At 67.8% G+C, this 21142-nt stretch carries 21 protein-coding genes and 1 pseudogene; 15 read left to right on the top strand and 7 right to left on the bottom strand.

Features of this window, described 5'->3' with window-relative positions:
• Positions 1-8 precede the first annotated feature (8 nt).
• The 5 genes from BLW14_RS09895 to BLW14_RS09875 all read left to right on the top strand — a co-directional run bounded on the left by BLW14_RS09895 (position 9) and on the right by BLW14_RS09875 (position 4040).
• A complete protein-coding gene (locus BLW14_RS09895; protein WP_256332726.1) occupies positions 9-1052 on the top strand; it encodes a LysR family transcriptional regulator in 1044 nt (347 codons plus the stop codon).
• 8 nt (positions 1053-1060) lie between these two features.
• Positions 1061-2044, top strand: coding sequence for an NAD-dependent epimerase/dehydratase family protein (locus BLW14_RS09890; protein ID WP_093706327.1), 984 nt, complete (start codon positions 1061-1063; stop codon positions 2042-2044).
• A 78-nt stretch (positions 2045-2122) separates the two neighbouring features.
• Positions 2123-2479 (top strand): DUF952 domain-containing protein, encoded by a 357-nt coding sequence (locus tag BLW14_RS09885; RefSeq protein ID WP_093706325.1) that lies wholly within the window; start codon positions 2123-2125, stop codon positions 2477-2479.
• Positions 2476-3411, top strand: a complete 936-nt coding sequence (locus BLW14_RS09880) for an SDR family oxidoreductase (protein ID WP_093706323.1) — start codon at positions 2476-2478, stop codon at positions 3409-3411. Before BLW14_RS09885 ends, BLW14_RS09880 begins: the two co-directional genes overlap by 4 nt.
• A gap of 5 nt (positions 3412-3416) precedes the next feature.
• Positions 3417-4040, top strand: a complete 624-nt coding sequence (locus BLW14_RS09875; RefSeq protein ID WP_093706321.1) for a nucleotidyltransferase domain-containing protein — start codon at positions 3417-3419, stop codon at positions 4038-4040.
• Positions 4041-4062: 22 nt separating this feature from the next.
• Here BLW14_RS09875 and BLW14_RS09870 read toward each other — a convergent pair whose 3' ends face one another.
• Entirely contained in the window at positions 4063-4674 is a 612-nt protein-coding gene (locus tag BLW14_RS09870; protein WP_093706319.1) for a TetR/AcrR family transcriptional regulator, read from the bottom strand.
• Between the two features lie 100 nt (positions 4675-4774).
• On the opposite strand from BLW14_RS09870, the gene BLW14_RS09865 reads away from it, so the two are divergent.
• A complete protein-coding gene (locus tag BLW14_RS09865) occupies positions 4775-6229 on the top strand; it encodes an MFS transporter (protein WP_093706317.1) in 1455 nt (484 codons plus the stop codon).
• A gap of 33 nt (positions 6230-6262) precedes the next feature.
• On the opposite strand, the pseudogene BLW14_RS09860 reads toward BLW14_RS09865, so the two are convergent.
• Positions 6263-6544: pseudogene (locus BLW14_RS09860) on the bottom strand (LuxR family transcriptional regulator); the annotation flags it as partial.
• A 299-nt stretch (positions 6545-6843) separates the two neighbouring features.
• Between BLW14_RS09860 and BLW14_RS09855 the strand changes: the two are divergent.
• From BLW14_RS09855 to BLW14_RS09830, 6 genes are all read left to right on the top strand, one after another.
• Positions 6844-7485 carry a hypothetical protein gene (locus BLW14_RS09855; RefSeq protein ID WP_256332724.1) on the top strand — a complete coding sequence of 214 codons (642 nt, stop codon included), beginning with the start codon at positions 6844-6846 and terminating at the stop codon, positions 7483-7485.
• 426 nt (positions 7486-7911) lie between these two features.
• On the top strand, positions 7912-9825 hold the full coding sequence (locus BLW14_RS09850) for a GMC family oxidoreductase (protein WP_093706315.1): 1914 nt from the start codon (positions 7912-7914) through the stop codon (positions 9823-9825).
• Positions 9826-9909: 84 nt separating this feature from the next.
• Entirely contained in the window at positions 9910-11052 is a 1143-nt protein-coding gene (locus tag BLW14_RS09845) for a ferritin-like domain-containing protein (protein WP_093706313.1), read from the top strand.
• A gap of 21 nt (positions 11053-11073) precedes the next feature.
• Positions 11074-11622 carry a hypothetical protein gene (locus BLW14_RS09840; protein WP_218137683.1) on the top strand — a complete coding sequence of 183 codons (549 nt, stop codon included), beginning with the start codon at positions 11074-11076 and terminating at the stop codon, positions 11620-11622.
• 14 nt (positions 11623-11636) lie between these two features.
• The gene (gene iolE, locus BLW14_RS09835) at positions 11637-12554 is read left to right on the top strand and encodes a myo-inosose-2 dehydratase (protein ID WP_256332723.1); all 918 of its coding nucleotides are present in this window, start codon (positions 11637-11639) and stop codon (positions 12552-12554) included.
• 89 nt (positions 12555-12643) lie between these two features.
• The gene (locus BLW14_RS09830; protein ID WP_093706311.1) at positions 12644-13012 is read left to right on the top strand and encodes a TIM barrel protein; all 369 of its coding nucleotides are present in this window, start codon (positions 12644-12646) and stop codon (positions 13010-13012) included.
• A gap of 215 nt (positions 13013-13227) precedes the next feature.
• On the opposite strand, the gene BLW14_RS09825 is transcribed toward BLW14_RS09830, so the two are convergent.
• From BLW14_RS09825 to BLW14_RS34210, 4 genes are all read right to left on the bottom strand, one after another.
• Complete coding sequence (locus tag BLW14_RS09825) at positions 13228-15411, bottom strand: ATP-dependent nuclease (protein ID WP_143052000.1); 2184 nt, start codon at positions 15409-15411, stop codon at positions 13228-13230.
• Positions 15412-16049: 638 nt separating this feature from the next.
• Positions 16050-16232, bottom strand: coding sequence for a DUF397 domain-containing protein (locus tag BLW14_RS09820; protein ID WP_093706308.1), 183 nt, complete (start codon positions 16230-16232; stop codon positions 16050-16052).
• Positions 16229-17035 carry a helix-turn-helix domain-containing protein gene (locus BLW14_RS09815; protein ID WP_256332722.1) on the bottom strand — a complete coding sequence of 269 codons (807 nt, stop codon included), beginning with the start codon at positions 17033-17035 and terminating at the stop codon, positions 16229-16231. The genes BLW14_RS09820 and BLW14_RS09815 overlap by 4 nt, the downstream gene beginning before the upstream one ends.
• Positions 17036-17220: 185 nt before the next feature.
• Positions 17221-17526 carry a hypothetical protein gene (locus tag BLW14_RS34210; protein WP_143051999.1) on the bottom strand — a complete coding sequence of 102 codons (306 nt, stop codon included), beginning with the start codon at positions 17524-17526 and terminating at the stop codon, positions 17221-17223.
• Positions 17527-17690: 164 nt separating this feature from the next.
• On the opposite strand from BLW14_RS34210, the gene BLW14_RS09805 reads away from it, so the two are divergent.
• The 3 genes from BLW14_RS09805 (at position 17691) to BLW14_RS09795 (ending at position 20189) form a co-directional block, all read left to right on the top strand.
• Positions 17691-18221, top strand: coding sequence for a hypothetical protein (locus BLW14_RS09805; protein WP_093706302.1), 531 nt, complete (start codon positions 17691-17693; stop codon positions 18219-18221).
• A 429-nt stretch (positions 18222-18650) separates the two neighbouring features.
• Positions 18651-19097, top strand: a complete 447-nt coding sequence (locus tag BLW14_RS09800; protein WP_093706300.1) for a DUF6082 family protein — start codon at positions 18651-18653, stop codon at positions 19095-19097.
• A 72-nt stretch (positions 19098-19169) separates the two neighbouring features.
• Positions 19170-20189, top strand: coding sequence for a hypothetical protein (locus BLW14_RS09795; RefSeq protein WP_093706298.1), 1020 nt, complete (start codon positions 19170-19172; stop codon positions 20187-20189).
• On the opposite strand, the gene hemC is transcribed toward BLW14_RS09795, so the two are convergent.
• Complete coding sequence (gene hemC, locus BLW14_RS09790; protein ID WP_093706296.1) at positions 20176-21108, bottom strand: hydroxymethylbilane synthase; 933 nt, start codon at positions 21106-21108, stop codon at positions 20176-20178. The two genes, BLW14_RS09795 and hemC, sit on opposite strands and share 14 nt — an antisense overlap.
• Positions 21109-21142 lie beyond the last annotated feature (34 nt).

Below are 21142 nucleotides of genomic sequence, written 5' to 3'. Positions count from 1 at the left end.
TCGGCAGCATGGAGCTTGAGGTGAGACACCTCAGGGCGCTGTGCGCCATCGCCGACGCCGGGAGCCTGCACCGGGCGGCCCGCACCCTCGGCGTGAGCCAGCCCGCGCTCACCACCCAGCTGCGCCGCATCGAGAACGCGCTCGGCGCCGAACTGTTCAGCCGCGGACGCACCGGATGCCGCCCCACCCTCCTCGGCCGGGCCGTCCTCAGCCGCGCCCGCCCCCTCGTCGACGGCATGAGCGCCCTGGTCAGCGACGCGAAAGCGGAGGCCGCGGCCGCCGAGGGGCCCCGGCTGCGCATCGGCTGCACCGCGAGCCGCGTCATCGGCGGCTGGCTGCGCCGCCTGCGGCTCAGGCTGCCGGGGACGGACATCTCGCTGCGGGTGGACGTCTCCGCCCACGCCCTGCTCCGCGCCGTCGACGCGGGCCGGCTCGACGTCGCCTTCGTGCACGAAGTGGAGGGCTGCCCGCTCGCCGTCCCGGAGGGGCTGGAGCAGCGAGTCCTCGTGGACCGCGAACCCCAGTTCATCTCCCTGGCCCGCGACCACCCGGCCGCCGCGCTGCCCGTCGTCGACCTCGCGGACCTGGCCGCCGACCGGTGGATGGTCGACCCGACGGTGGACGGCGAATGGGACGGACTGCGGCGGGTGTTCGCCGAGGCCGGCGTGGCCCCCGCCGTGCTGCACGGCGACTACCTCACCGCCGCCTCCCTCGTCGTCCTCGGCGAGGCGGTCGCGCCCTGCCAGCCCACCTCCGGCCCCCGCGACGACATGGCCATCCGCCCGCTGCGCGACGACCCCCTCGCCGTCCGGCTGCTCCTGGTCTCCCGGCCCGGCGCGGACATGTCGGCGGTCTACGGGGAACTGGAGGCCGCCTACCGGGAGGCGGCCCGGGGGGTGGCCGGATACCACCAGTGGCTGCTGCGCCACCGCAGCCCGCTCGCCCTCCCGGCCCCCGGCGCACCGCCCCAGGAGTTCCCGGTTCCGGCCGATTCAGCCGAGAGCGTGGATTGTTTCCCTCCGCCGCGCCCCAGGGCAGAGTCACTGTCATGAGGCTTCTGATGCTGGGTGGTACGCAGTTCGTCGGCCGGGCCGTCACCGAGGCGGCTCTCGCCCGCGGCTGGGAGGTCACCGTCTTCCACCGGGGCCACCACGCGCCCCCGTCCGGCGTGGCCGGGCTCACCGGTGACCGCACCGCCGAAGGCGGCCTCGCCGCGCTCGCCGCCGACGGGCATGCGTGGGACCTCGTCGTGGACACCTGGAGCGGCGCACCCTCCGCGGTGCGCGACGCGGCCCGGCTGCTTTCCACACGGGCTGCCCGCTACACCTACATATCCAGCCGTTCCGTCTACGACTACCCGGCCCCGGCGGGCCTCACCGAGGACGGCCCGCTGGTGCCGGGCGCCTCGCCCGACGCCGGCGACGACCAGTCGTACGCACTGGCCAAGCGCGGCGGCGAACTGGCCGCGCTGGACGCCTTCGGGGACCGGGCCCTGCTCGCCCGGGCCGGTCTGATCCTCGGCCCCTGGGAGAACATCGGCCGGCTGCCCTGGTGGCTGAACCGGATCGCGCGCGGCGGCCCGGTGCTCGCGCCCGGCACCCCGGACACCGACATCCAGTACATCGACGCGCGCGACCTCGCCGACTGGGCGCTCGACGCGGCGGAACGCGAGCTGTCCGGCCCGTACAACCTGGTCAGCCGGCCGGGGCACACCACCATGGGCGGGCTGCTCGACGCCTGTGTGCGCGCCACCGGTTCCGACGCCGAACTGCGCTGGACCCCCGCGGAGAAGATCCTCGCCGCGGGCGTCGAACCGTGGACCGACCTGCCGGTGTGGCTGCCGCCGGGGGAGTTGTACGACACCCTGCACCAGGGCGACGTCAGCCTCGCGTACGCGGCGGGGCTGCGCTGCCGCCCGGCCGAGGAGACCGTCGCCGACACCTGGACCTGGCTGCGCGAGCTGGGCGGTACGGCGCCTCAGCGCCGCGACCGCCCCGCCGTGGGCCTCGACCCGGAGACGGAGGCGAAGCTGCTGGCGGGCTGAGGATCCGGACGCGCCGACGCGGCGAGGGGTTATCCACAGGGTCCGGCCCCTGGCCCGTCACGGCGTTAGCCTCGGCCCATGGCCGAACTGCTGCACCTCACCGAAGGCCCGCTCTGGGAGGCGGCCCGCGGGATCGGGACGTACGAGATGTCCACCCGCGGCCGCACCCTGCACGAAGAGGGCTTCATCCACTGCTCGTTGCCCCACCAGCTCTCCGGTGTCGCCGAGATGCTCTACGGCGCCGGGAGCCGGGCCGGAGCCGCCGACCAGGACCTCGTCGTGCTCGTCATCGACACCGGCCGGCTCTCCGTCCCCGTGCGCTACGAGGCCGCCGCGCCCGGCGGCGAGGAGTTCCCGCACATCTACGGACCGCTCCCGGTCGACGCCGTCGTCGAGGTGCGCCCCTGGCCGACCGAGGAAGGCACCTCCGCGTGAGCCCCACCACCGACCCCGCGTCCCCGTCCCAGACCGTCCCCGGCGGACCGGTCACCGCCGTCACCGGTGCGAGCGGCGCGCTCGGCGGCCGGGTCGCCGCCCGGCTGGCCCGGGCCGGCGTCCCCGTCCGGCTGCTCGGCCGCGACCCCTCCCGGCTGCCCGGCATCCCCGGCGCCGACCCCGCTCCGCCCGCCTCCTACGGCGACGGCGAGGCCATGCGGCGCGCCCTGGCGGGGGCGCACACGCTGTTCCTCGTCTCGGCGCACGAGAGCCCCGACCGGGTCCGCGAGCACACCACGGCGGTGGACGCGGCGGTCGCGGCCGGCGTCGAACGGATCGTGTACGTCTCCTTCCTGGGCGCCGCCCCCGACGCCGTGTTCACCTTCGCCCGCGACCACTGGCACACCGAGGCGCACATCCGGACCACAGACGTCCGGTACACCTTCCTGCGCGACAGCTGGTATCTCGCCGGGCTCCCCGCCATGACAGGCGCCGACGGCGTGCTGCGCGGCCCCGCCGGGGACGGCCGGGTGGCGGCCGTGGCGCACGAGGACATCGCCGACGCGGCGACCGCCGTGCTCCTCGCGGACACCGACGCGACGGGCCCCTCCCACGACGGCCGCACCTACGACCTGACCGGCCCCGAGGCGTTCACCCTCGCCGAGGCGGCCGAGGAGCTCAGCCGGGTCACCGGACGCACCGTCACCTACGAGCCGGAGACCCGCGAGGAGGCGTACGCCTCACGCGCGGGGTTCGGCGCGGCCGAGTGGGAGGTGGCCGGCTGGGTCACGTCGTACGAGGCCATCGCGGCCGGGGAGATGGACACCGTCTCGGACGCCGTGCCGACGCTGACCGGCCGCCCCGCCATGGACCTGGCCGGCTATCTGCGCGCCCACCCCGACAGCTACCGCCACCTCCTGAAACAGGACTGACCGCCATGCGGACGGAGACCCCCTGGGGCCCCTGGGACCCGCCGCCGCTCGCCGAGGCCGTCCGCCTGCTCGCCCCGCTGCGCGCCCCGTGGTGGATCGCCGGCGGGTACGCGGTCGAGCTGGCGGTGGGCCGCGCCTTCCGGGACCACGCCGACATCGACGTGCTCCTGCTGCGCCGCGACCAGCTGGAGGCGCAGCGCGTGCTGTCCGGCTGGGAGTGGTGGGCCGCCGATCCGCCGGGCACGCTGCGGCCCTGGCGTCCCGGCGAGATCCTGCCCGCCGGCGTCCACGACATCTGGTGCCGGCCGGGGGCGGACGAGCCGTGGCGCCTGCAGTTCATGCTGGACGACACCGACGGCGAGGACTGGGTGTTCCGCCGCGACCCCCGGGTCCGCCTCCCGCTGGAGCGGCTGGGCCGCGTCTCCGAGGGGGGCGTCCCGTACCTCGCCCCCGACGTCCAGCTCCTCTACAAGTCCAAGTCCCGCAGGCCCAAGGACGAGCAGGACTTCGAGGCGGTGCTGCCCGTCCTCGACGACCACGGACGCGCCCGGCTGGCCGAGACGCTCGCGCTGGTCGAAGGGGCTGACCACCCGTGGGCGGCCCGGTTGCGGGCGCTTCTGGCGGGCTGAGGCCGCCGGTCCCGGAGCCGCCTCACTTCACGTACGCCCCCGCCTTCGCCGCCAGGACCGCGGCGTCGGCGGCCCGGTCGGCCGCGGCCTCGTCGAGCGGGCCGCCGCTGGCGAGCAGCCGGTAGTAGAGCGGCGCCGAGACGGCGCGGACGACCTCGTCCGCGTCCGTCCCCGCCGGGAGTTCGCCCCGCTCCACGGCCTCGCTGACACAGCCGGCCCACTCCTCGACGCGGACCGCGTAGAAGCGGTGCAGCGCCTGTGCCGTACGCGGGTCACAGGTCGCCGCCGCGATGACGGACCGGAACAGCGCGCCCTGCCGGGGATCGGTGAGCGTCCTGAGCACCAGATGGGCGTTGGCCCTGAGGTCGCCGTCGAGCGAACCGGTCCGCGCGCGCGGCGACGACTGCTCGGCCATGTCGTCGAGCAGGTCCGCGATCAGACCCGTGGGGGAGGACCAGCGCCGGTAGACGGTCGTCTTGCCGACCTCCGCGCGGCGCGCCACGTCGGCGAGGTCGAGGCGGTCGAAGCCGTGCTCGGCCAGTGCGTCCCCCGCCGCGCGCAGCACGGCCTCCCGCACGCGGGCGGTCCGGCCGCCGGGCCGTACGGTGCCGGGTTCCACGCTCTCGGATGCCATAACGGTTCTCCAGTTCCATTAACGAGCATTCCTCTGTTACGGTCACTCCATCTTAACGGAACCACGGAACCGTTTAGTTTCCGTCCGAGGAGGGACGACCATGTCCGCGCCCAGCCGTACCCCGTCACGCCCCGCACCCACCGCCCCGGTACCGCCGCCGCCTTCCGCCCGTATGACCGGGCGCCAGAAGGTCGTCCTGACCCTGCTCCTCGGCGCCCAGTTCATGATCGCCGTGGACTTCTCGATCCTGAACGTCGCGCTGCCCGTCGTCGGGAAGGGTCTCGGCTTCGCGCTCCGGGACCTCCAGTGGATCGCCACCGCGTTCGCCCTGACGGCCGCCGGATTCACGCTGCTGTTCGGCCGCATCGCGGACCTCGTCGGCCGCAAGCGCCTGTTCGTCGCGGGCATGGCCGTCCTCGGCCTCTCCTCGTTGCTCGGCGGCCTCGCCTCCTCGCCGGAGGTCCTGCTCACCGCCCGCGTCCTCCAGGGCCTGGCCACCGCCGCCGTCACGCCCGCCGGGCTCGCCCTGCTGACCACCGCGTTCAAGGAGGGCCCGCTGCGCGAACGCGCCCTCGGCCTCAATGGCGCCCTGATGTCCGCCGGATTCACCGCGGGCGCGATCCTCGGCGGGCTCCTCACCGACCTGCTCTCCTGGCGATGGGCCTTCCTCGTCAACGTCCCCGTCGCCGCCCTCGTCGTCGCCCTGGCCCCGGCCGTCATCGCCGACTCCCGCCCCGCCGAGCGCCCCCGCCTCGACCTCCCCGGCGCCGCGACCGTCACCGGCGGACTGCTGCTCCTGGTCTACGGCCTCACCCAGGCCGGAGCGACCGGCTGGGCCACCCCCACCACTCTGGCCGCCCTCCTGGCCGGTGTCGCCCTGCTCATCGCCTTCCGGTTCGTCGAGAAGCGCGCGAACGCCCCGCTCGTCCCCGTACACATCCTCAAGCGCCGCAGCGTCATCTGGGGCAACATCACCGGGCTCATCGCCTTCGTCACCGAGACCTCCCTGGTCTTCCTGCTGACGCTCTACCTCCAGGAGGTCCTCGGCTACTCGCCGCTCGCCACCGGTCTGGCCTTCGGTGTCCTGGGCGTCGGCACCGTGATCGGCGGCACCCTCGGCGGCCGGGCGGTCGGCCGCTACGGCAACCGGACGACCATCGTCGCCGGCGGAGTCGTCCAGGCGCTGGCCACGCTCTCGCTGGTTGCGCTCGGCAGTTCGGGCGCCTGGATCTGGCTCCTGCTGGCCGCCACGTTCGTCGGCGGCATCGGCAACATGCTGATGATCGTCGGCTTCATGGTCACCGCCACCTCCGGCCTCCCCGACGAGGAGCAGGGCCTGGCCACCGGTCTCGCCACGATGACCCAGCAGGTCGGCATCACCCTCGGCATCCCGGTCATGAGCGCGATCGCCACCGCCCGGATGACCGCACTCGACGACACCGGCCCGGCCGGAGTCCTGTCCGGGGTTTCCGTCGCCGTCCTGGTCAACTCGGCATTGGTCCTGGCCGGAGCCGTACTCGCGGGCGTCTTCCTCCGGGAGCGCCGGGGCAGGTGAGTCCTCGCGGGAGGGGGCAGCCCCTCCCGCGGCTCACCGCGTCAGCCAGCCACGCATCGCCGCCTGTACGCCGGCCTGGAAGCGGGTCTCCGCCTTCAGCTCCCGCATCAGGCGGCTGATGCGTCTGCGGACCGTGTGGACGTGGATCTCCAGGCGCCGGGCCATCGCCTCGTCCTTCAGGCCCGAGGAGAGCATCGTCCGCAACTCCCGGTCCTCGTCCGTGACCTGGCCGTTGGTGACCGAACCGATCGGCACCGCCCGCTCCCAGACGGCCTCGAAGAGCGGGACCAGGGCGTTGCTCAGCAGCGAGTCGCTCGGCGCCGAGCTCGCGGACCAGATCGTCTACCGCGCGCTCTCCGCGTACATGACCCCCCCTGGACGGCTTCACCGAGGGCCGCGCCGCGGTCATCGCCGCCGCGCAGGAACTGGGCGCCACCAAGGCCCAGCTGAAGATCGTCAAGCGCTCGTTCGGCGCCCATGGGATCACGCCCGGCTGGGAGAAGGCGCTCGGCATCGACACCGCCACCCTCCTGCCCGAGGTCAACATCGCCGGCACCGGCGTCGGCAAGTACGCCGTCTCCCGCTCCGACGAAGAGGGCGGTGAGCCGTACTCGGTGTGGCTGGACAACACCTCCGGCAAGGGCCGGCCGCAGCTGGTGAGCCCCAACAACGGTGACTGCAACGTCTACGCGACCACCGACGGCAAGACGGTGGTCTGGGCCGACTTCGGCGCAAACGGCATCAACATCATGGCGCGCCCCGTCAAGGGCGGCCCCGCCAAGGTGGTCGACTCCTTCGACAGCAACGTCTCCGGCCTCGTCGTGGACGGCGACTACGTCGGGTACACCGCCGTCAACCCGCAGTTCGGGGTGGCGAACGTCCGGTACGTCAACATGAAGACCGGCAAGATCGGCCTGGTGGACGACGGCCGCCCGAACAACATGTCGGGCCTGGCTTCCATCAGGGACGGCGAGATCGCCTACGCCAAGGTGGCCCCGAACGCGAACGGCGACATGGTTCTCGGCGTCGAGGTCTTCGACGCCGCCACCGGCGCCAGGAAGCAGATGCCCGTCGCCGCCGGCGTCATGGGCGTCGGCCAGACCGCGAGCACCGACGACGGCGTCTTCTGGATCGAGGACGACGACATCACCGACAGCGGCCGGGCCGCGGTGCGCCGCGCGAACGTCGACGGCTCGGACGCGGTCACCGTCACGCCGGAGGCGGGCGAAGGCTCCCTCTACAGTCGGCTCAACTGACTTGTCAACGTTATGAGTTGACATCAACTTGCTGATTACGCCCGATCGATGGGTTTCTCGACGAGATCCCGGCCGCGGTAGAGCGAGTGACGACGTCATATGCAAACCTCGTGCCGAGGCCCTTCCCGCGATCCATGGCGGATCAGCGCGCGGCGGCAGGTGTGGTCCATCGCATGGCGAAGGGCGGCCCTCCTGACGATTACAGGAAGTCCTCATCGGCTCATCGACGGGCGGAAAATCGCTCGCCGCCAGGGTTCCCGGCTCGAAAACAACCGCCGGGCCGGCTCCTTTCGCCATCGGCGGCGGTGACGGGCCTTCGGCAGCCGTTCGATCACCAACCGTTCCGGTAACCGGTGGGAATTGCCACCGGGCTGGTCGGCCAGTAATGGGGGGTGAGGTCACCCCCAGAGGCGACAAGGGGAATCAATGACGTCGTTCGACGATACAGACCCGGTGATCTTCCCGGCGGGGGCTGCGACGCAGACCAGTGCGGCGGAGGCCGCGAGAGGTGAGTGGGATGCCGTGATCGTCGGCGGCGGCATGGCAGGCTCCATCGTTGCCGAGCAGCTGAGCCAGGCCGGCTACCAGGTGCTGGTCGTCGAAGCCGGCCCCGGCAAGGACCTGGACCTCGCGGAGTACGAGTCGTACCTTTCGCGGTTCTATGGCGCGGTCGTCAAGGACAACCAGTCACCGTACCCGTTCAACCCGAATGCACGGATGCCCAGGAGCACCGACACCATGCCGGTCAATCCGGGCACACCCCGGGATGAGTTTTATTTGGTGCAAGAGGACGAGTACTGCTCGGACACCACGTTCACCCGAGTCCTCGGCGGCACGTCCATGCATTGGGAGGGGAAAGCGCTGCGCATGCTTCCCGAGGACTTCGATCTGCAGACGAAGTACGGGCAAGGGCTGAACTGGCCGCTCAGCTATGACGATCTGGAACCCTACTACCGGCAGGCCGAGGCCGAACTGGGCGTGGCCGCCGAAGTCGAGGACCAGGCATATCTGGGAATGCATTTCCCGAAGGGGTATGTGTTCCCGATGCACCGAATGCCGCCGTCCTATCTCGACAAGACGGTCGCCCGAGGCGTGGACGGCATGCGGGTCAACCTGGCGGACGACGATTACACCCTCCGGGTGCGGAGTTTTCCGCAGGCCCGCAACGGCGTGCCGAACACCGCCTACGACGGCGGAAAGGGATTCGTCCCGGTCGGTGCGGTGAGTACGAACCAGGTGGAGGAGGGCGAACGCTGCCAGGGGAACACCAACTGCGTTCCGCTGTGCCCCGTGCAGGCCAAGTATCACGCCGGAAAGACCCTGACCAAGGCGCTCCGGAAAGGCAACGTCAAGCTCCTGACGCAGGCGGTCGCATCCAAGGTCGAGGTCAACGAGGAAGACCGCCGGATCACCGGGATCACCATCAAGAACTACCAGTCGCTCGAATCCAGCAGTTACGAGACGTACACGGTCAAGGGCACCGTCTACATCCTCTGCGCGCACGCCATCGAGAACGCCCGGCTCATGCTGGCCTCCGACATGCAGCGCATGAGCCGCAGCAAGCTGATCGGCCGCAACCTGATGGACCACGCGTACCTGCTGTCCTGGGGCCTGCTGCCCGAGCCGGCCGGCACGATGCGGGGCACGTCCTGCACGAGTGGCATCACCGACCTGCGCGGCGGCCGGTTCCGCCGTACCCAGGCGGGATTCGGCGTGGACATCCACAACGACGGCTGGGGCTGGGCGACCGGCTCGCCCTACACGGACCTGGTCGAACTCGTCGACAAGCAGGATCTGCGCGGGAAGGAGCTGCGCAGGACCCTCGGGAACCAGATCTCCCGGCAGCTTCTGCTGGCCTTCATGATCGACCTGCTGCCCGACAGGAACAACACGGTCACGGTGGACGAACGGTACAAGGATGCCCTCGACAACCTGAAACCGGTTGTGTCCCTCACGATTCCGCCGTACACCATGCGGGGTGCCGCCTTCGCCCGCGATCTCGCGACCGACATCTTCGCGAAGCTGGGCGCGGAGGAGCACACGAAGTACGACAGGGACCGCTACAGCGCCGTCGAGTACGAAGGCCAGTGGTACAACATCGTGGGCGGCAACCACCTCGCGGGCACCCACATCATGGGCACCGATCCGACGAACTCGGTGGTCGACCACACCCAGCGGTCGTGGGACCACGACAACCTCTACCTCGTCGGGCCCGGCAGCCTGCCCTCGATCGGTACGTCCAACATCAGCCTGACCATGGCGGCGCTCGCCTTCCGCAGCTCCACCCACATCGTCAGGCACCTGCGCGCTGCGAAGGCCCCGGCCACCATCCGCAGCTAGACGGCCACAAGCCCGGCGGCCCGCGTGCGAAACCGGGTCGCCGCCACCGTCACCGCCACCGCCACCGCCCACGATTGGGGGAGCATGTCCGCTTCAGAGCCGGAGCCGTCCCAGGACTCCAGGATCAAGACCATCGAGGAACTGCGCGAATACCTTTACAAGGGGCTCCAGTTGGAGCACGCGACGCTCCCGCCCTACCTGACCGCCCTCTACTCGCTGCATCCCGGGAAGAACTCGGATGCCTGGCACGTCATCAGGGTCGTCGCCGTCGAGGAGATGCTGCACCTCACTCTGGTCGCCAATGTCATGAACGCGGTGGGCGGAACTCCGGACCTCACCACCTCCGGTTTCGTACCGGACTACCCGACGCGCCTGCCGTGTGGTCCCGACTACTTCGAGGTGCATCTCCGGCCGTTCTCGCGCGAGGCTCTCGACACGTTCATGAAGATCGAGAAGCCGGCGCAGGCAGCCGACGAGGAGGACAGGTTCGTCCCTATGGATTGGGCGGCCCTGGGACTGGCGCCCGCCGGAGCGACGCCGGCTGCCGGGGAACTGGCCCAACTCGAGGAGTCCGGCGCGATCCTCGGCCTCGTCCCCGGCGAACCCACCCAGCGCTTCCTGAGCATCGGTGAGTTCTACGAGGAGATCATCCGCGGAATCAACCACCTGGAGGACCAGGCCCGGCAGGCGGGGACGACGATCTTCACCGGCGATCCCGCCCGCCAGGTGACTCCCGAGTACTTCTACTCGGGCGGCGGCGATGTGATCAAGGTGACCGGGCGCGACACCGCGGTCGCGGCGCTCACCCTCGTCGCGGAGCAGGGCGAAGGGCTGCACGGCGGCATCTTCGACAGCCAGGACGAAATCGCCCACTACTACAGGTTCCAGCAACTGGAGAAGGGGCGGTATTACCAGAAGGGCGACACACCGGGTCATCCATCCGGCCCGGATGTGAACGTCGACTGGGAAGCCGCCTATCCGGTGAAGCCGGACATCAAGCTGGCGGATCTCGCGGGAGACCCGGAAATCCTGGCAGCGGCCGAGGAATTCAACAGGTCCTACGCCACATTCCTGACCAATATCAACCTGGCCTACAACGGCCGGCCCGACCTGCTGCTCAAGGCGGTCTGGGAGATGTTCCGCATCCGCGACAGCATGAACCGGCTCATCCGCAACCCGCTCACCGGGCACGGGGGATTCAACGCCGGCCCGACATTCGAGATCTAGACCGCCGAAGGAGGAAACACCGTGACGCAACCAGTGACCACAGAAGAGAAACTGCGGGAATTCGTGAAGTTCTCTGCCACTGTCACCGGCTTCAGCGAGTTCGACCTGTGGGGAACCGGCCAGGCAGAGGCGTACCACGAAACGGTCGTGGCTCAGGAGGGGCCGGACGCGCTCCAGAGGGCGATCTCGTCCGATCCGTCCGTCGTCCCCGTCGATCCGGTGGTGAAGAGCATCATCAAGCTCTGGTACGTCGGTGTCTGGTACGGCCCGGAACTGACGGGACGCGTGGACGTGGCGGCCTGGACGGCGCCCGGCCGCAGCGGAGCGAAGCCCGCCGTGCCGGATGACAGCCAGCCCGAGGAAAACCTGCCTCCACAGGCCACGCCCGGCCGACGGACGGCCGGGGGAGACCTCGCGGGGGACAGCGAAGACCGCACACCCCCGTTCGTCGTCTCGCCCGACGCCTACACCGAGGGCCTGCTGTGGCGGGCGATCGGCGCCCATCCGTCCGGTGCGAAGGCGCCGGGCTACGGGTCGTGGGCCAGCCCGCCCGCACTCGAGAACCACTGAGCGGAGGAAATACATTGACCAGCACTGTCCCGAACCTGGGCCCCGACAAGGTGTCGCTCGGCGTCACACCGACCCTGTGGTGGAACGACGACTTCCCCCTGATCGACATCGGAATCCCGTTCGAGCAATGCGTGAGCGAGATGGCGCTCGCGGGATTCCAGGGCTGCAGCATCGGCCACAAATACCCGGCGGACCCCGCAGCTCTGAAGGAAGCGCTCGACCTGCGCGGCCTGAAGGTGTCCGAGCCCTGGGTGAGCACGTATTTCACCATTGGTGAAAAAGACCGGACCATCGAGAATTTCAAGAGGCAGCTGGAGTTCCTCAAGAAGGTGGGCGGCCAGGACATCGTGGTCGCGGAGTTCGGGCAGTCGTCCCATCTGCAGCCCATCCCCGTATTCGAGCACCGCCCTGTCTTCACCCGCCCGGACTGGGATCTCCTCACCGGCGGGCTCAACGACATCGGCAAGCTGGCCGCGGACAGCGGGATGCGGCTCTGCTACCACCATCACATGGGCACGGGCGTGCAGACGGCCGAGGACATCGACAAGCTGATGGCGGGCACCGACCCGGGCCTCGTGCATCTGCTCTTCGACACCGGGCACCTCCGGCTCGCGGGTGACGACCCGCTCCGCACCGCGGAGAAGCACCAGCAGCGGATCAAGCACGTGCACCTCAAGAACGTCCGTCAGTCGGTGGCCGAGAAGGTGAAGGACGACCACCTGTCCTTCGAGGAGGGAATTCGGCAGGGCGTCTTCACCGTGCCCGGGGATTCGCAAGGCATGATCGACTTCAGGCCCATCCTCACCACGCTGGGGAACGCCGGCTACGAGGGATGGCTGGTCGTCGAGGCCGAGCAGGACCCGGCGGTGGCGACCCCGCTGAAGTACGCCAAGATGGCCCGCGCCTACCTCACCGAGGTCCTGGGGTGGTAGCCATGACGTGGCCGGCCTGACCACCAATGTGGCCACGACGCCGGCGTGCAACCCCACCTCGCTGATCGCCGAGGAACGCGCGGCAGCCCTTGCGTATCACCAGTCACGGGTGGACATCACAGCCGCTCTTCGAGGAACTCGGCACGTACGCGGCGGAGAGGGGCGTCCAGGTCACCATCGAACCCGTCGACCATTGGGAGACTCCGGCCCCGGACATGGTGCGCGATGTACTCGACTTCCTCGTCGGCGTACGCGGCCCGCACATCGGTGTGTGCGTCGACAGCTCCCACGTCGTCCTCGGCAGCAGCGCCTGCACTGCGTCCGGGAGGTCGCCGACAGCCGGATCGCCCCAGGTGGGACGACCAGTTGCCGCGCTCCACACCGGTGAAGACGACCGCACCCGGTCCGTGATGGACGCCGTTCTCGGCGGCCTGCGGACCGGGTGCGGACGGCTGTGACCTGAAGATCAGGCCTTCTTGGTCTCCTAGTAACGGGCCGGGTCGGCGACCTGCGGGGATCGCTCCTGCGGGCCGCTGACCTGGCCTTTTGTCGTTGGTCAGCGATGGGGTGCGACGGTCCTGATCGGGTGTCCTGCGGACTGTGTGCGGACCGCAGGGACCGATGACCCGCACTACACACCTGCAATGCTGCTCAACCGCAGAAACGCTAGCTGTCAATCGATCCCGGCAGCTTCGTCTGCTGCTGAGATCTGCGTGAGCCGTGATTGTGACGGGATTGCAGCATCAAGACTTTGTGTCGGAGGCGTTCCAAAGAACGCCTCAAAAATGAGATCGAATTCGCACCCAGGCCGGCCCTTGAAGGCGGGAAGGCCGCGAATTTCGTCCGCAGTCACATAGCGCTCGCAAAAGTGGCGAGCTCTAACGTTCTTATTGTTTGACTGATTGGGTTCGAGCGGCGGATAGTACGCCTCGATGGCTCCCAGTTCCCAGACGTAGATGTTTTCCTGTCGTAGCATTTCCAAGAGCTTCAGCTTTTCCTCTCTCAGTTGGTTGTCCTTCGCCTCGGCGAGGATTTGTCGCACTGTTCCGGACGCCGGTCGGTCGAAGAATACGGAGACGGCTGCGTCAAGCTCTTCCCAGTCACACAGACCTTCTGCATGCGCCTGTCGTTTGATTTGTGCCTGTTGCCAAAGCTCTCTAGCGGAACCGCTGGTACGCAGTCCTTTTAGGGTTCGATTCGATACCTCGACGTCCTCATCTTCCGCCAATTTCTGAACCCTGGAAATTACTCGATCGCGGAACTCGCGGCATTCCTTACTGGCTCCGAGTTTATCGAATCCGTCAATAAGGGCATCCAGGTCGGCGAGGACCGCAACCCGCATCTCGAAGCGGCTAAAGAAATTTCGGTATCGCGCGATACTGCCCTTGCCTTCTACCCTCGCGATGGTGGCACCGTTCTTTTCGAAATCCCACCGAGGGCTCAAAGTTCGCGAGATGTGAGTGACTAGCGCCTGGTCGCTCGGGCCTTCTACGAGCAGCACAGAATTTGCGAAGAATGCGGCTTCGTTGTTTTCGTAGGTGATGATCTCGAACTGATCGCGAGCGTCCATATCTGACAAGTCGATGACGCAAGTGCGGCTGGTCGGTGGATTCATTGTGTGGTCTTTCACCACCTTGACGAACGTTCCAGTGGCTCCCGGTGCGTAGAAGGCGGAGGAATGTGTGCTCACTAGCACGTCGTTGTACTCAGAGAAGAAGGTCAGGGCTTCGAAAAGTTTGCGCTGAGCCTGCGGATGTAGGAAGACTTCTGGTTCCTCGAACAGCAGCAGGCATGGCTGCTGCGCGCTGTCAGCTGCGGATGGCCTGGCAACCTTAAGATCCACATATGCTCGCAAGATGGCGAATGCCACCGACCTTCGAAGGCCATCACCTTTAGTCTTGAAGGGGCCGGCGATTCCGTCATCTACGGCGATCTGTGCTTCTTCGAGCAGGCTACGCAGGCGAGGTGGAGGGATCTCCAGGCGTACGCGAGCGCGGGGGAAGGACTCCTGAAGATTGCGCTGGATGTGCGCTTCGATCTGGCGCACCTCCGGAAGTCGTTTATCCGACTCCTTCCCGTCCTCGTCCGTCACGACGTTGAGCTGTTTGCGCAGCTGGTCGAAGGAAGCTTCCAGGGCAGGCAGTTGATGCGCAATGTCCTCGAAAAGGATAGAAAGAAGGCGCCCGAAGGTGGCCGTAGAGGTTGTCTTCACTTCCTCATTAAGTTCTTTCACTGCCGGAATATAAATGGGCTCGGGCAGGAGGGCGGCCACCGACTTATCTAGACCTGTGGGCAGGGGTTCATCTCCCATGACCAGTTCGTCAGGCGATAGGTTAGCAACGATTTCAGCCCAAGACCTTTTGACGGCTGCGCGAACGATCCGTCCCGTAGGAAGTTCTGCGTAAATATTCGGAAAATTGACTCTGATGGCCTCTCGGAGCTCGGCGTCGCTCTTAATCTTCAAAATTTCATCGAGGGCCTTTTGGTGATATCTGCCATCTTTCGGTACTTTCTTGACCAGGCGCATTGTCCCCTTGCCGGGGCTCACGTAGATTCGAGCGAGTGAGAGTTGTCCGTTATTGATCTCAGGCTCGATACGGGCTCGGTGGCCTTCTTCTAGGCGCAGCAAGTCGATGTCTCGGATGCCGCCGAAAGTAAGCTGAATTCGCACAGGTTGAGCTAGAGACAAGAAGTCTGTTTCGGTCGTCGATCCCGACCTCAGGAACAGGTTAAGAGCCTGGAAAATCGAAGATTTTCCGGCATTATTCTCGCCGATGAGGCAGCCGAATTGCGAGAAGGGCATGTCTACCTGCCCCAAGCCGCGAAAGTTGGTAATCCTGATGTGTTCGAGGCGCATGGTGCTCCAGAGGGCGTTCAAGGCGTGTGAACATCCTAGGGTGCGGAGTGACCGGTGTGCTGACGTTTCATGACAAGAGGTCAGTCAGCTGTCCTCGGGTCTGATCTCAGTCTGAAGCGGCGGCAGGCGTTGGCGGGCGGTGGGCAGGGGCCACTGAAGCCCTCGGGTCGTGCTGTTGATCAGACCTCCGCCTGCACGAGGGGCGGGGTATTCCCTGCGAGCGGGGCCAGCACATGTCGCCCCAGCCTGTTGGGGTAGACCTCCGGACCTTGCGCAAGGTACAGATGAAGGGCCTTCGGCAGTGTCCGGTCAAGGCGCTGGAGAATTACGGCCGTTGGCGGCATGTCCCTTCTTGCGACTCCGGCGTTTCGCGCCGACCACCATGCCTGCAGCGGCTCGATTCGCCGTGCGATCGGCGTAGGGACGCGGTAGGCCAACACCACAGGCGAGGCCAGGCGAACACCTCCCATCACCGACCGCTGTAGCGCTCCCAGCCAAAGTCCATGTGGGATTCTGATGCAGAGCACGGACAACTGTGGCGGTTCTGGTTGATCAGTGCGGTGCGGAGCCGTCGTGGCAAGCCCCTCAATGCAGAAAGTCCCCCTCGTACGAGGGGGACCGTCGGAGAACTCTAGGTGTTACTTCATCGAGCTGATGAAGGCCGTCCAGGCCGGCCGGGAGGCGTTCAGCTCCGGACCGACCTCGTCCTTGTGCTTGGAGTCGCGGACCATGACCTGAGGCAGGTTGTCCGCGACCTCCACGCACGCGTCGTTGCTGGAGCCGCTGTACGAGGACTTGCGGTAGGTCGGCTGCTCGCTCACTTGAACCTCTTCAGTACTTCGTGGATTCGGCCGGTGGAGTCACGGGCGCTCAACGCCTCCTCGGCAAGGCGATCATAGACCCGCTGGTACTGCATGACCGTTGCTGTTTCCTCAGAGTAGCTACCCGTTCCGAAGCCTTCTGTGTACGTTGCCCGCCGGCCGCTGTTGAGGGTGAGGAGGGTGAACGATCCGCTGACGATGGCGGCCGTGAACGGCAGAACCCGGACGCTGATGTTCGGCTGCTCCTGTGCCTTCAGTAGGTGCTCGAGCTGCTCGCGGGCGACCTCGGGTTCCCCCATGTCGCAGTGCAGTACGGCCTCGTAGATGATCGCCGTCAGCCACGGCTGATGCTCTCCGCTCAGCACGCGGCGAGCGCGTTCCATGCGTTGATCCACGATGTGCTGGATGCGTCGGGGGTCGCCGGCCTGTCCGGCCAGCACCAGGGCACGGGCGTACCCCGGCGTTTGGAGAAGGCCAGGGACTATCAGGCCGAAGTCGTAGAGCATCGTTGCCTCCGGGAGGCGACGGATGTAGGGCCTGGCGTAGTCGTTGACGTTCTCCTGATTCAGGATGCGAACCAGGTTCACGAGGGAATCAGGATCGAGGCCCAGGGTTCCTTCGAGCTTCTGCGCCAGATCGGTGTCGGGCGGGACCTCGCCCGTCTCCACCTCGGAGATCCGGCTCTGCGACGTGTACGTGCGCTTGGCGACGTAGGTCTGATTCCAGGGGTGCGCCTTGAGCTCGTTGGCGTCGCCCCGTTCCTTGGCCTCCTGCTGTCGCCGCAGGCGGGCGTCCTGAACCATCCGCCCGATGTACTGCTCCAACCCCTGGCTTGGGTCTACATCCCTCGTCTTTGTCATATGCCGGATATCCCGATCGCCGCCCGGTACTCAACTCCTAGTGATCGTAGGGCTACTGGCGGCATCTTGGGAGGGCCGAAGGAAGGCAACGAATCGCCGGGACACAGGAGAAGCCAGGAGCAGTTATGTCACACCCCCCGAACGAGGCCCAACAGGCGCCAGCTCTGAATCCCGCAGCCGCGATCACCCTCGCTGACGAGACGCTGCGTCTCCAGCTCGGAACCACCACGCTCCCCGCGATGCAAGTCCAGGTCGCACTTCTGGTGGCGCAGATCCGCTGCTTCTTCGAGGCCGGTCTTCCCGAGGACCAGGAGGAGGCCGAGGCGCAGCGCCAGGAAGTCCTCCCGCTCCTCGATGAAGTACCCGCCGGGGATGACGTTGCCTGGCGTACGTGGACGCGCATGCGGGCGCTGGGCCGCGTTCTGCGGCGGCACGTTGCCCAGTACACCGACCGGAGGCTCGGCGAGGGGCGAGAGCCGAGGGAAGCGTCGGCGGTAGCTCCAGGCAGTGGGGGGCCCAGGGGCACCTACCGGGTTCCTACCGTCCTGGAGATGCGGCGTGCTCAGCAGTGGCTGAACCGTTCGGTGGGAGGGCACCAGTGATCGGCACGGCCGCCGTGGCTCGCGCGGTCAGCGACTACATGCACCGCCGCCCCGGGGAAACCCTGACGCTCGCCCCGTTGTGGCAGACGCTCTCCCAGCACGCGAAGGCGGGGACCTGCCACCACCGGGGCACCTGTCCTATCGTGACGGCAAGCCCGATCGTGCTCAACGAGCACCAGGAAGTGCTGATGCTGGGGGCCGGGCGCGGCACCGTAAGGATCCCCGAGGCTCGGTTCGAGGATGGGTGGGACACCCTCGCTGAAGCTGCCTCGATGCTGGCACGGGCCCTTGGAGTTCATGAGTTGTGGACTCAGCCGGGTTGCGAAGACCCTGTTCAACTTCACGCGGCTCGCGCGGATGCTCAAGACGGTGAGCGCATGCGGGTCGCGGCCCGGTATCTCTTTCGCACGCATGCCGGCCTCTGCCACTTCGCTCCGGGCGCCCCTCAGACGTGGGTGCCGCTGGCTCACGCAGACATTGAGCTGTTCACGCGGATCAATTCCCTTATCGCTGAGGTGCCCCGGTGAGCCGGCAGGCGCCCGAGTGGATCTACCTCAGCGTTCTGGCGGGCCTCACGGTTCTGCTCGTCGGCGGAATCCGGGCAAGCCGATGAACGGCACTCATGTGCTTACGACTGTCACCGTGACCCCTGCGCAGGTTCGTGCCGGCGACCTCGTCCGCTGCGAGGGGTCGTGGCGAACGATCCGGGATCTTCGCCGCACCGGGCGCGGCGGAAGGGCTGCCGTGATCAACGGCCTGCCGGGCGTCTGGAAGCTCCCCAGCACCTTCGACGTGATGCGTCCTGCCCGCCGAAGTTAAGGCTCCGTCCCGGTGAGAGCACAGCTCTCCCCGGAGGCGGTAGTCGGCCCTCGGCCCGCTCTGTCCGCCCCTCCTCCACGCGGCAGACGGATCGGGCCGAGGCCCCGACACCCTCTCCAATCACGAAGGAAGAACGAATGAAGTCCACCATTCCCCTCGCCCTGGCCCTGGGTACGGCTGTCGGTGCTGCGCACCTGGTGCTCACAGCCAGGCACCACCGCGACGTGCGGCATCTCGGGCTGGCGCAGATGCATGGCGAGCTGATCCGGGACACGGCCGCGAACCCGGAGTTCAACCAGATCACGAACTACCCCGACCTGGAGGACCTGGACGACCCGACTCGCGCGAGGCTCATTCACACCAACAGGTGGGTCAGCCTCTGGAGCACGATGCTCCGTCTGCGCTTCATGCCGCCCAACAGCATGCGTCAGGTGGCCACAGAGTTCATGAGGAGCCCTGTGGGCCGCCAATTTTGGGAACAGGCTCGTGACCATCGCCGCATCACGGCGCGCGACAAGCACGACGCGGCCTTCAACAGCCTCATGAACGAGGCGTATCACGAGGCCCGCGCCGACGCGGCCTGACCCTCGATCTCCCGCCCGGCTGCTGCTTGACGGTCGCGGCCGGGCGGGCTCGCCCAAGCCAGAAAAACGCCGATGTCATTCGAACCGCACGACCTGGTGGGGGCCCTCACCACTGGCCCTCCCACATCACCGCACACCCCGCAGACCACAGGAGGAGCATTGCGCACCCCACGCTTATCGGTCCGGAACTACCTCGGCGGGCCGGCACTCACCCCCCAGGACCTCACGATGGTCTTCCTGATGCGCGAAGGCGACGACAGGCCAGTCACCTCAATGCCCACGCGCACGGTGGGAGAGGCCGTCGAAGACGCGCAGATGATCCAGGACCTGGGCATGCGGTCCGTCAAGGTGTTCGCGGGCTCGCGTCTCCGGGACGGCCACGCCTCGCAGGCCACCTCTCCCACGGGGCTCATGGCCCGTACGATCGTGGCCGTAAAGAAGGCCGCGCCTGGGCTCGCGGTCATGACCGAGACCTGCGTGTGCTCCCACACCGACTCGGGTGAGTGCTGGCTCGCCAACGAGCGTGACGGCGGCATGGACCTCGTGAGGACTACCGAGGTCCTGGCGGCCCAGGCAGTGATGCAAGCCGAGGCCGGCGCCGACATCGTTGGACCCGCGGCGATGATCCCGGGCTCAGTTCAGGCCGTCCGCGAAGCCCTGGACGATTCCGGGCACCGTGACGTGGCGATCATGCCGCACCTCATCTTCGAGTCCGGGCTCTACCAGGGCTACCGGGCAACGATGGGGGCCACCCCTCAGTCCGGGACGCGGGCCTTCCAGATCAATCCGCGGCAGCCGGAGGCGGCTGTGCACTTCGCCCTTGAGATGGTTCGTGAGGGCGCGGACATGATCCTTACGGAACCTGCGCTGCACACCGTCGACACCCTCGTCCGCCTCAAGGACAAGGTTCCCGTGCCTGTGGTTCCGTTCTCCGTGTCGGGAGAGTACCTGCGCCTCACGGACCGCCAGCCGGACGGGGAACTCGACGTGAGCGGCCTGGTCGAGGCGTACACCGTCCTCAAACGGGCTGGCGCCGATCGGATCATTACGTACGGTGCGATGGAAATCGCTCGCAGGCTCAAAGGCTCCTGATCGCCGAGAGGATGTCGGCGGCGCCCTGGTTCAGCAGGTCTGCCGCAACGGTGAAGCCAAGCTTCTCCGGCTCGTCCGCCGGCCCAGTGGCTTCTGCGGTTACCTGCTGAGTCCCATCGGTGGACGTTACGGCGGCCGACAAGTGCAGCAGTCCGTCCTGCTCCACCCGCCCCCATGCGCCGACGGGGACGGAGCATCCGCCATGCAGGTCGGCAAGCAAGGCGCGCTCCGCCCGTACGCAGGCATCAACGTTGCTGTCCCCGGTCGCAGCGAGCAGTCGTGCGGCCAGCGAGTCTGTACGGACCTGGATTCCGAGTGCGCCTTGCCCGGGTGACGGGAGGAAGAGACGCGGGTCCAGAACCTCGTGGATCTCGGGCGTCAGCTTGAGTCGATTCAGTCCGGCAGCGGCGAGAACCACCGCGTCGAGCGCGCCCTTGGTGGTGCGGGCAAGCCGCCCTGGCACGTTTCCCCGGATCGGTACGACGTTGAGGTCGGGGCGGAGTGCGAGGAGCTGGGCCACGCGGCGGGGCGCCCCTGTGCCCACGGTCGCCCCTTCGGGGAGATCGGCCAGGGTCGCCCCGCAGAGCACGTCGTGTACGTCTTCACGCGGGCCAGGCGTGGTCAGCAGGGTCGTTCCTTCGGTAACGGCCGTAGGGAGGTCTTTCAAGGAGTGCACGATCACGTCGACTTTCCCCGTGACCAAGGCTGCCTCTTGGTTGGTGGAGAAGGCGGACCCGCCGGCTGTCTTCGCGACCTCGGCAAGCGTGGGCGTGACGCGGTCCTGGTCGCCGCCTTCGAGGATGACCTCGCGCTTGAAGGCGACTTCCGGGAACTGCCCGACCAGAGGTGCCAGCCATTCGCTGACCTGCGTCCTCGCCAGCTTGCTAGCCCTGGAGCCGATGCGCACCACGTCGCCCATTCAGGTCAACTCCTCGCGATAGCAGTCCCGTTGA

The sequence above is a fragment of the Streptomyces sp. 2131.1 genome (assembly GCF_900105515.1).
GTDB lineage: Bacteria > Actinomycetota > Actinomycetes > Streptomycetales > Streptomycetaceae > Streptomyces > Streptomyces drozdowiczii.
This window is presented reverse-complemented; position numbering and strand designations above follow the sequence as displayed.

Bases quoted from the DNA above. Each gene is read 5' to 3' on its own strand.
- BLW14_RS09895 (WP_256332726.1), top strand. From the start codon at position 9: ATGGAGCTTGAGGTGAGACACCTCAGGGCGCTGTGCGCCATCGCCGAC.
- BLW14_RS09890 (WP_093706327.1), top strand. From the start codon at position 1,061: ATGCTGGGTGGTACGCAGTTCGTCGGCCGGGCCGTCACCGAGGCGGCT.
- BLW14_RS09885 (WP_093706325.1), top strand. From the start codon at position 2,123: ATGGCCGAACTGCTGCACCTCACCGAAGGCCCGCTCTGGGAGGCGGCC.
- BLW14_RS09875 (WP_093706321.1), top strand. From the start codon at position 3,417: ATGCGGACGGAGACCCCCTGGGGCCCCTGGGACCCGCCGCCGCTCGCC.
- BLW14_RS09870 (WP_093706319.1), bottom strand. From the start codon at position 4,674: ATGGCATCCGAGAGCGTGGAACCCGGCACCGTACGGCCCGGCGGCCGG.
- BLW14_RS09865 (WP_093706317.1), top strand. From the start codon at position 4,775: ATGTCCGCGCCCAGCCGTACCCCGTCACGCCCCGCACCCACCGCCCCG.
- BLW14_RS09850 (WP_093706315.1), top strand. From the start codon at position 7,912: ATGACGTCGTTCGACGATACAGACCCGGTGATCTTCCCGGCGGGGGCT.
- BLW14_RS09845 (WP_093706313.1), top strand. From the start codon at position 9,910: ATGTCCGCTTCAGAGCCGGAGCCGTCCCAGGACTCCAGGATCAAGACC.
- BLW14_RS09825 (WP_143052000.1), bottom strand. From the start codon at position 15,411: ATGCGCCTCGAACACATCAGGATTACCAACTTTCGCGGCTTGGGGCAG.
- BLW14_RS09815 (WP_256332722.1), bottom strand. From the start codon at position 17,035: ATGGTTCAGGACGCCCGCCTGCGGCGACAGCAGGAGGCCAAGGAACGG.
- BLW14_RS09800 (WP_093706300.1), top strand. From the start codon at position 18,651: ATGAAGTCCACCATTCCCCTCGCCCTGGCCCTGGGTACGGCTGTCGGT.
- BLW14_RS09795 (WP_093706298.1), top strand. From the start codon at position 19,170: ATGTCATTCGAACCGCACGACCTGGTGGGGGCCCTCACCACTGGCCCT.
- hemC (WP_093706296.1), bottom strand. From the start codon at position 21,108: ATGGGCGACGTGGTGCGCATCGGCTCCAGGGCTAGCAAGCTGGCGAGG.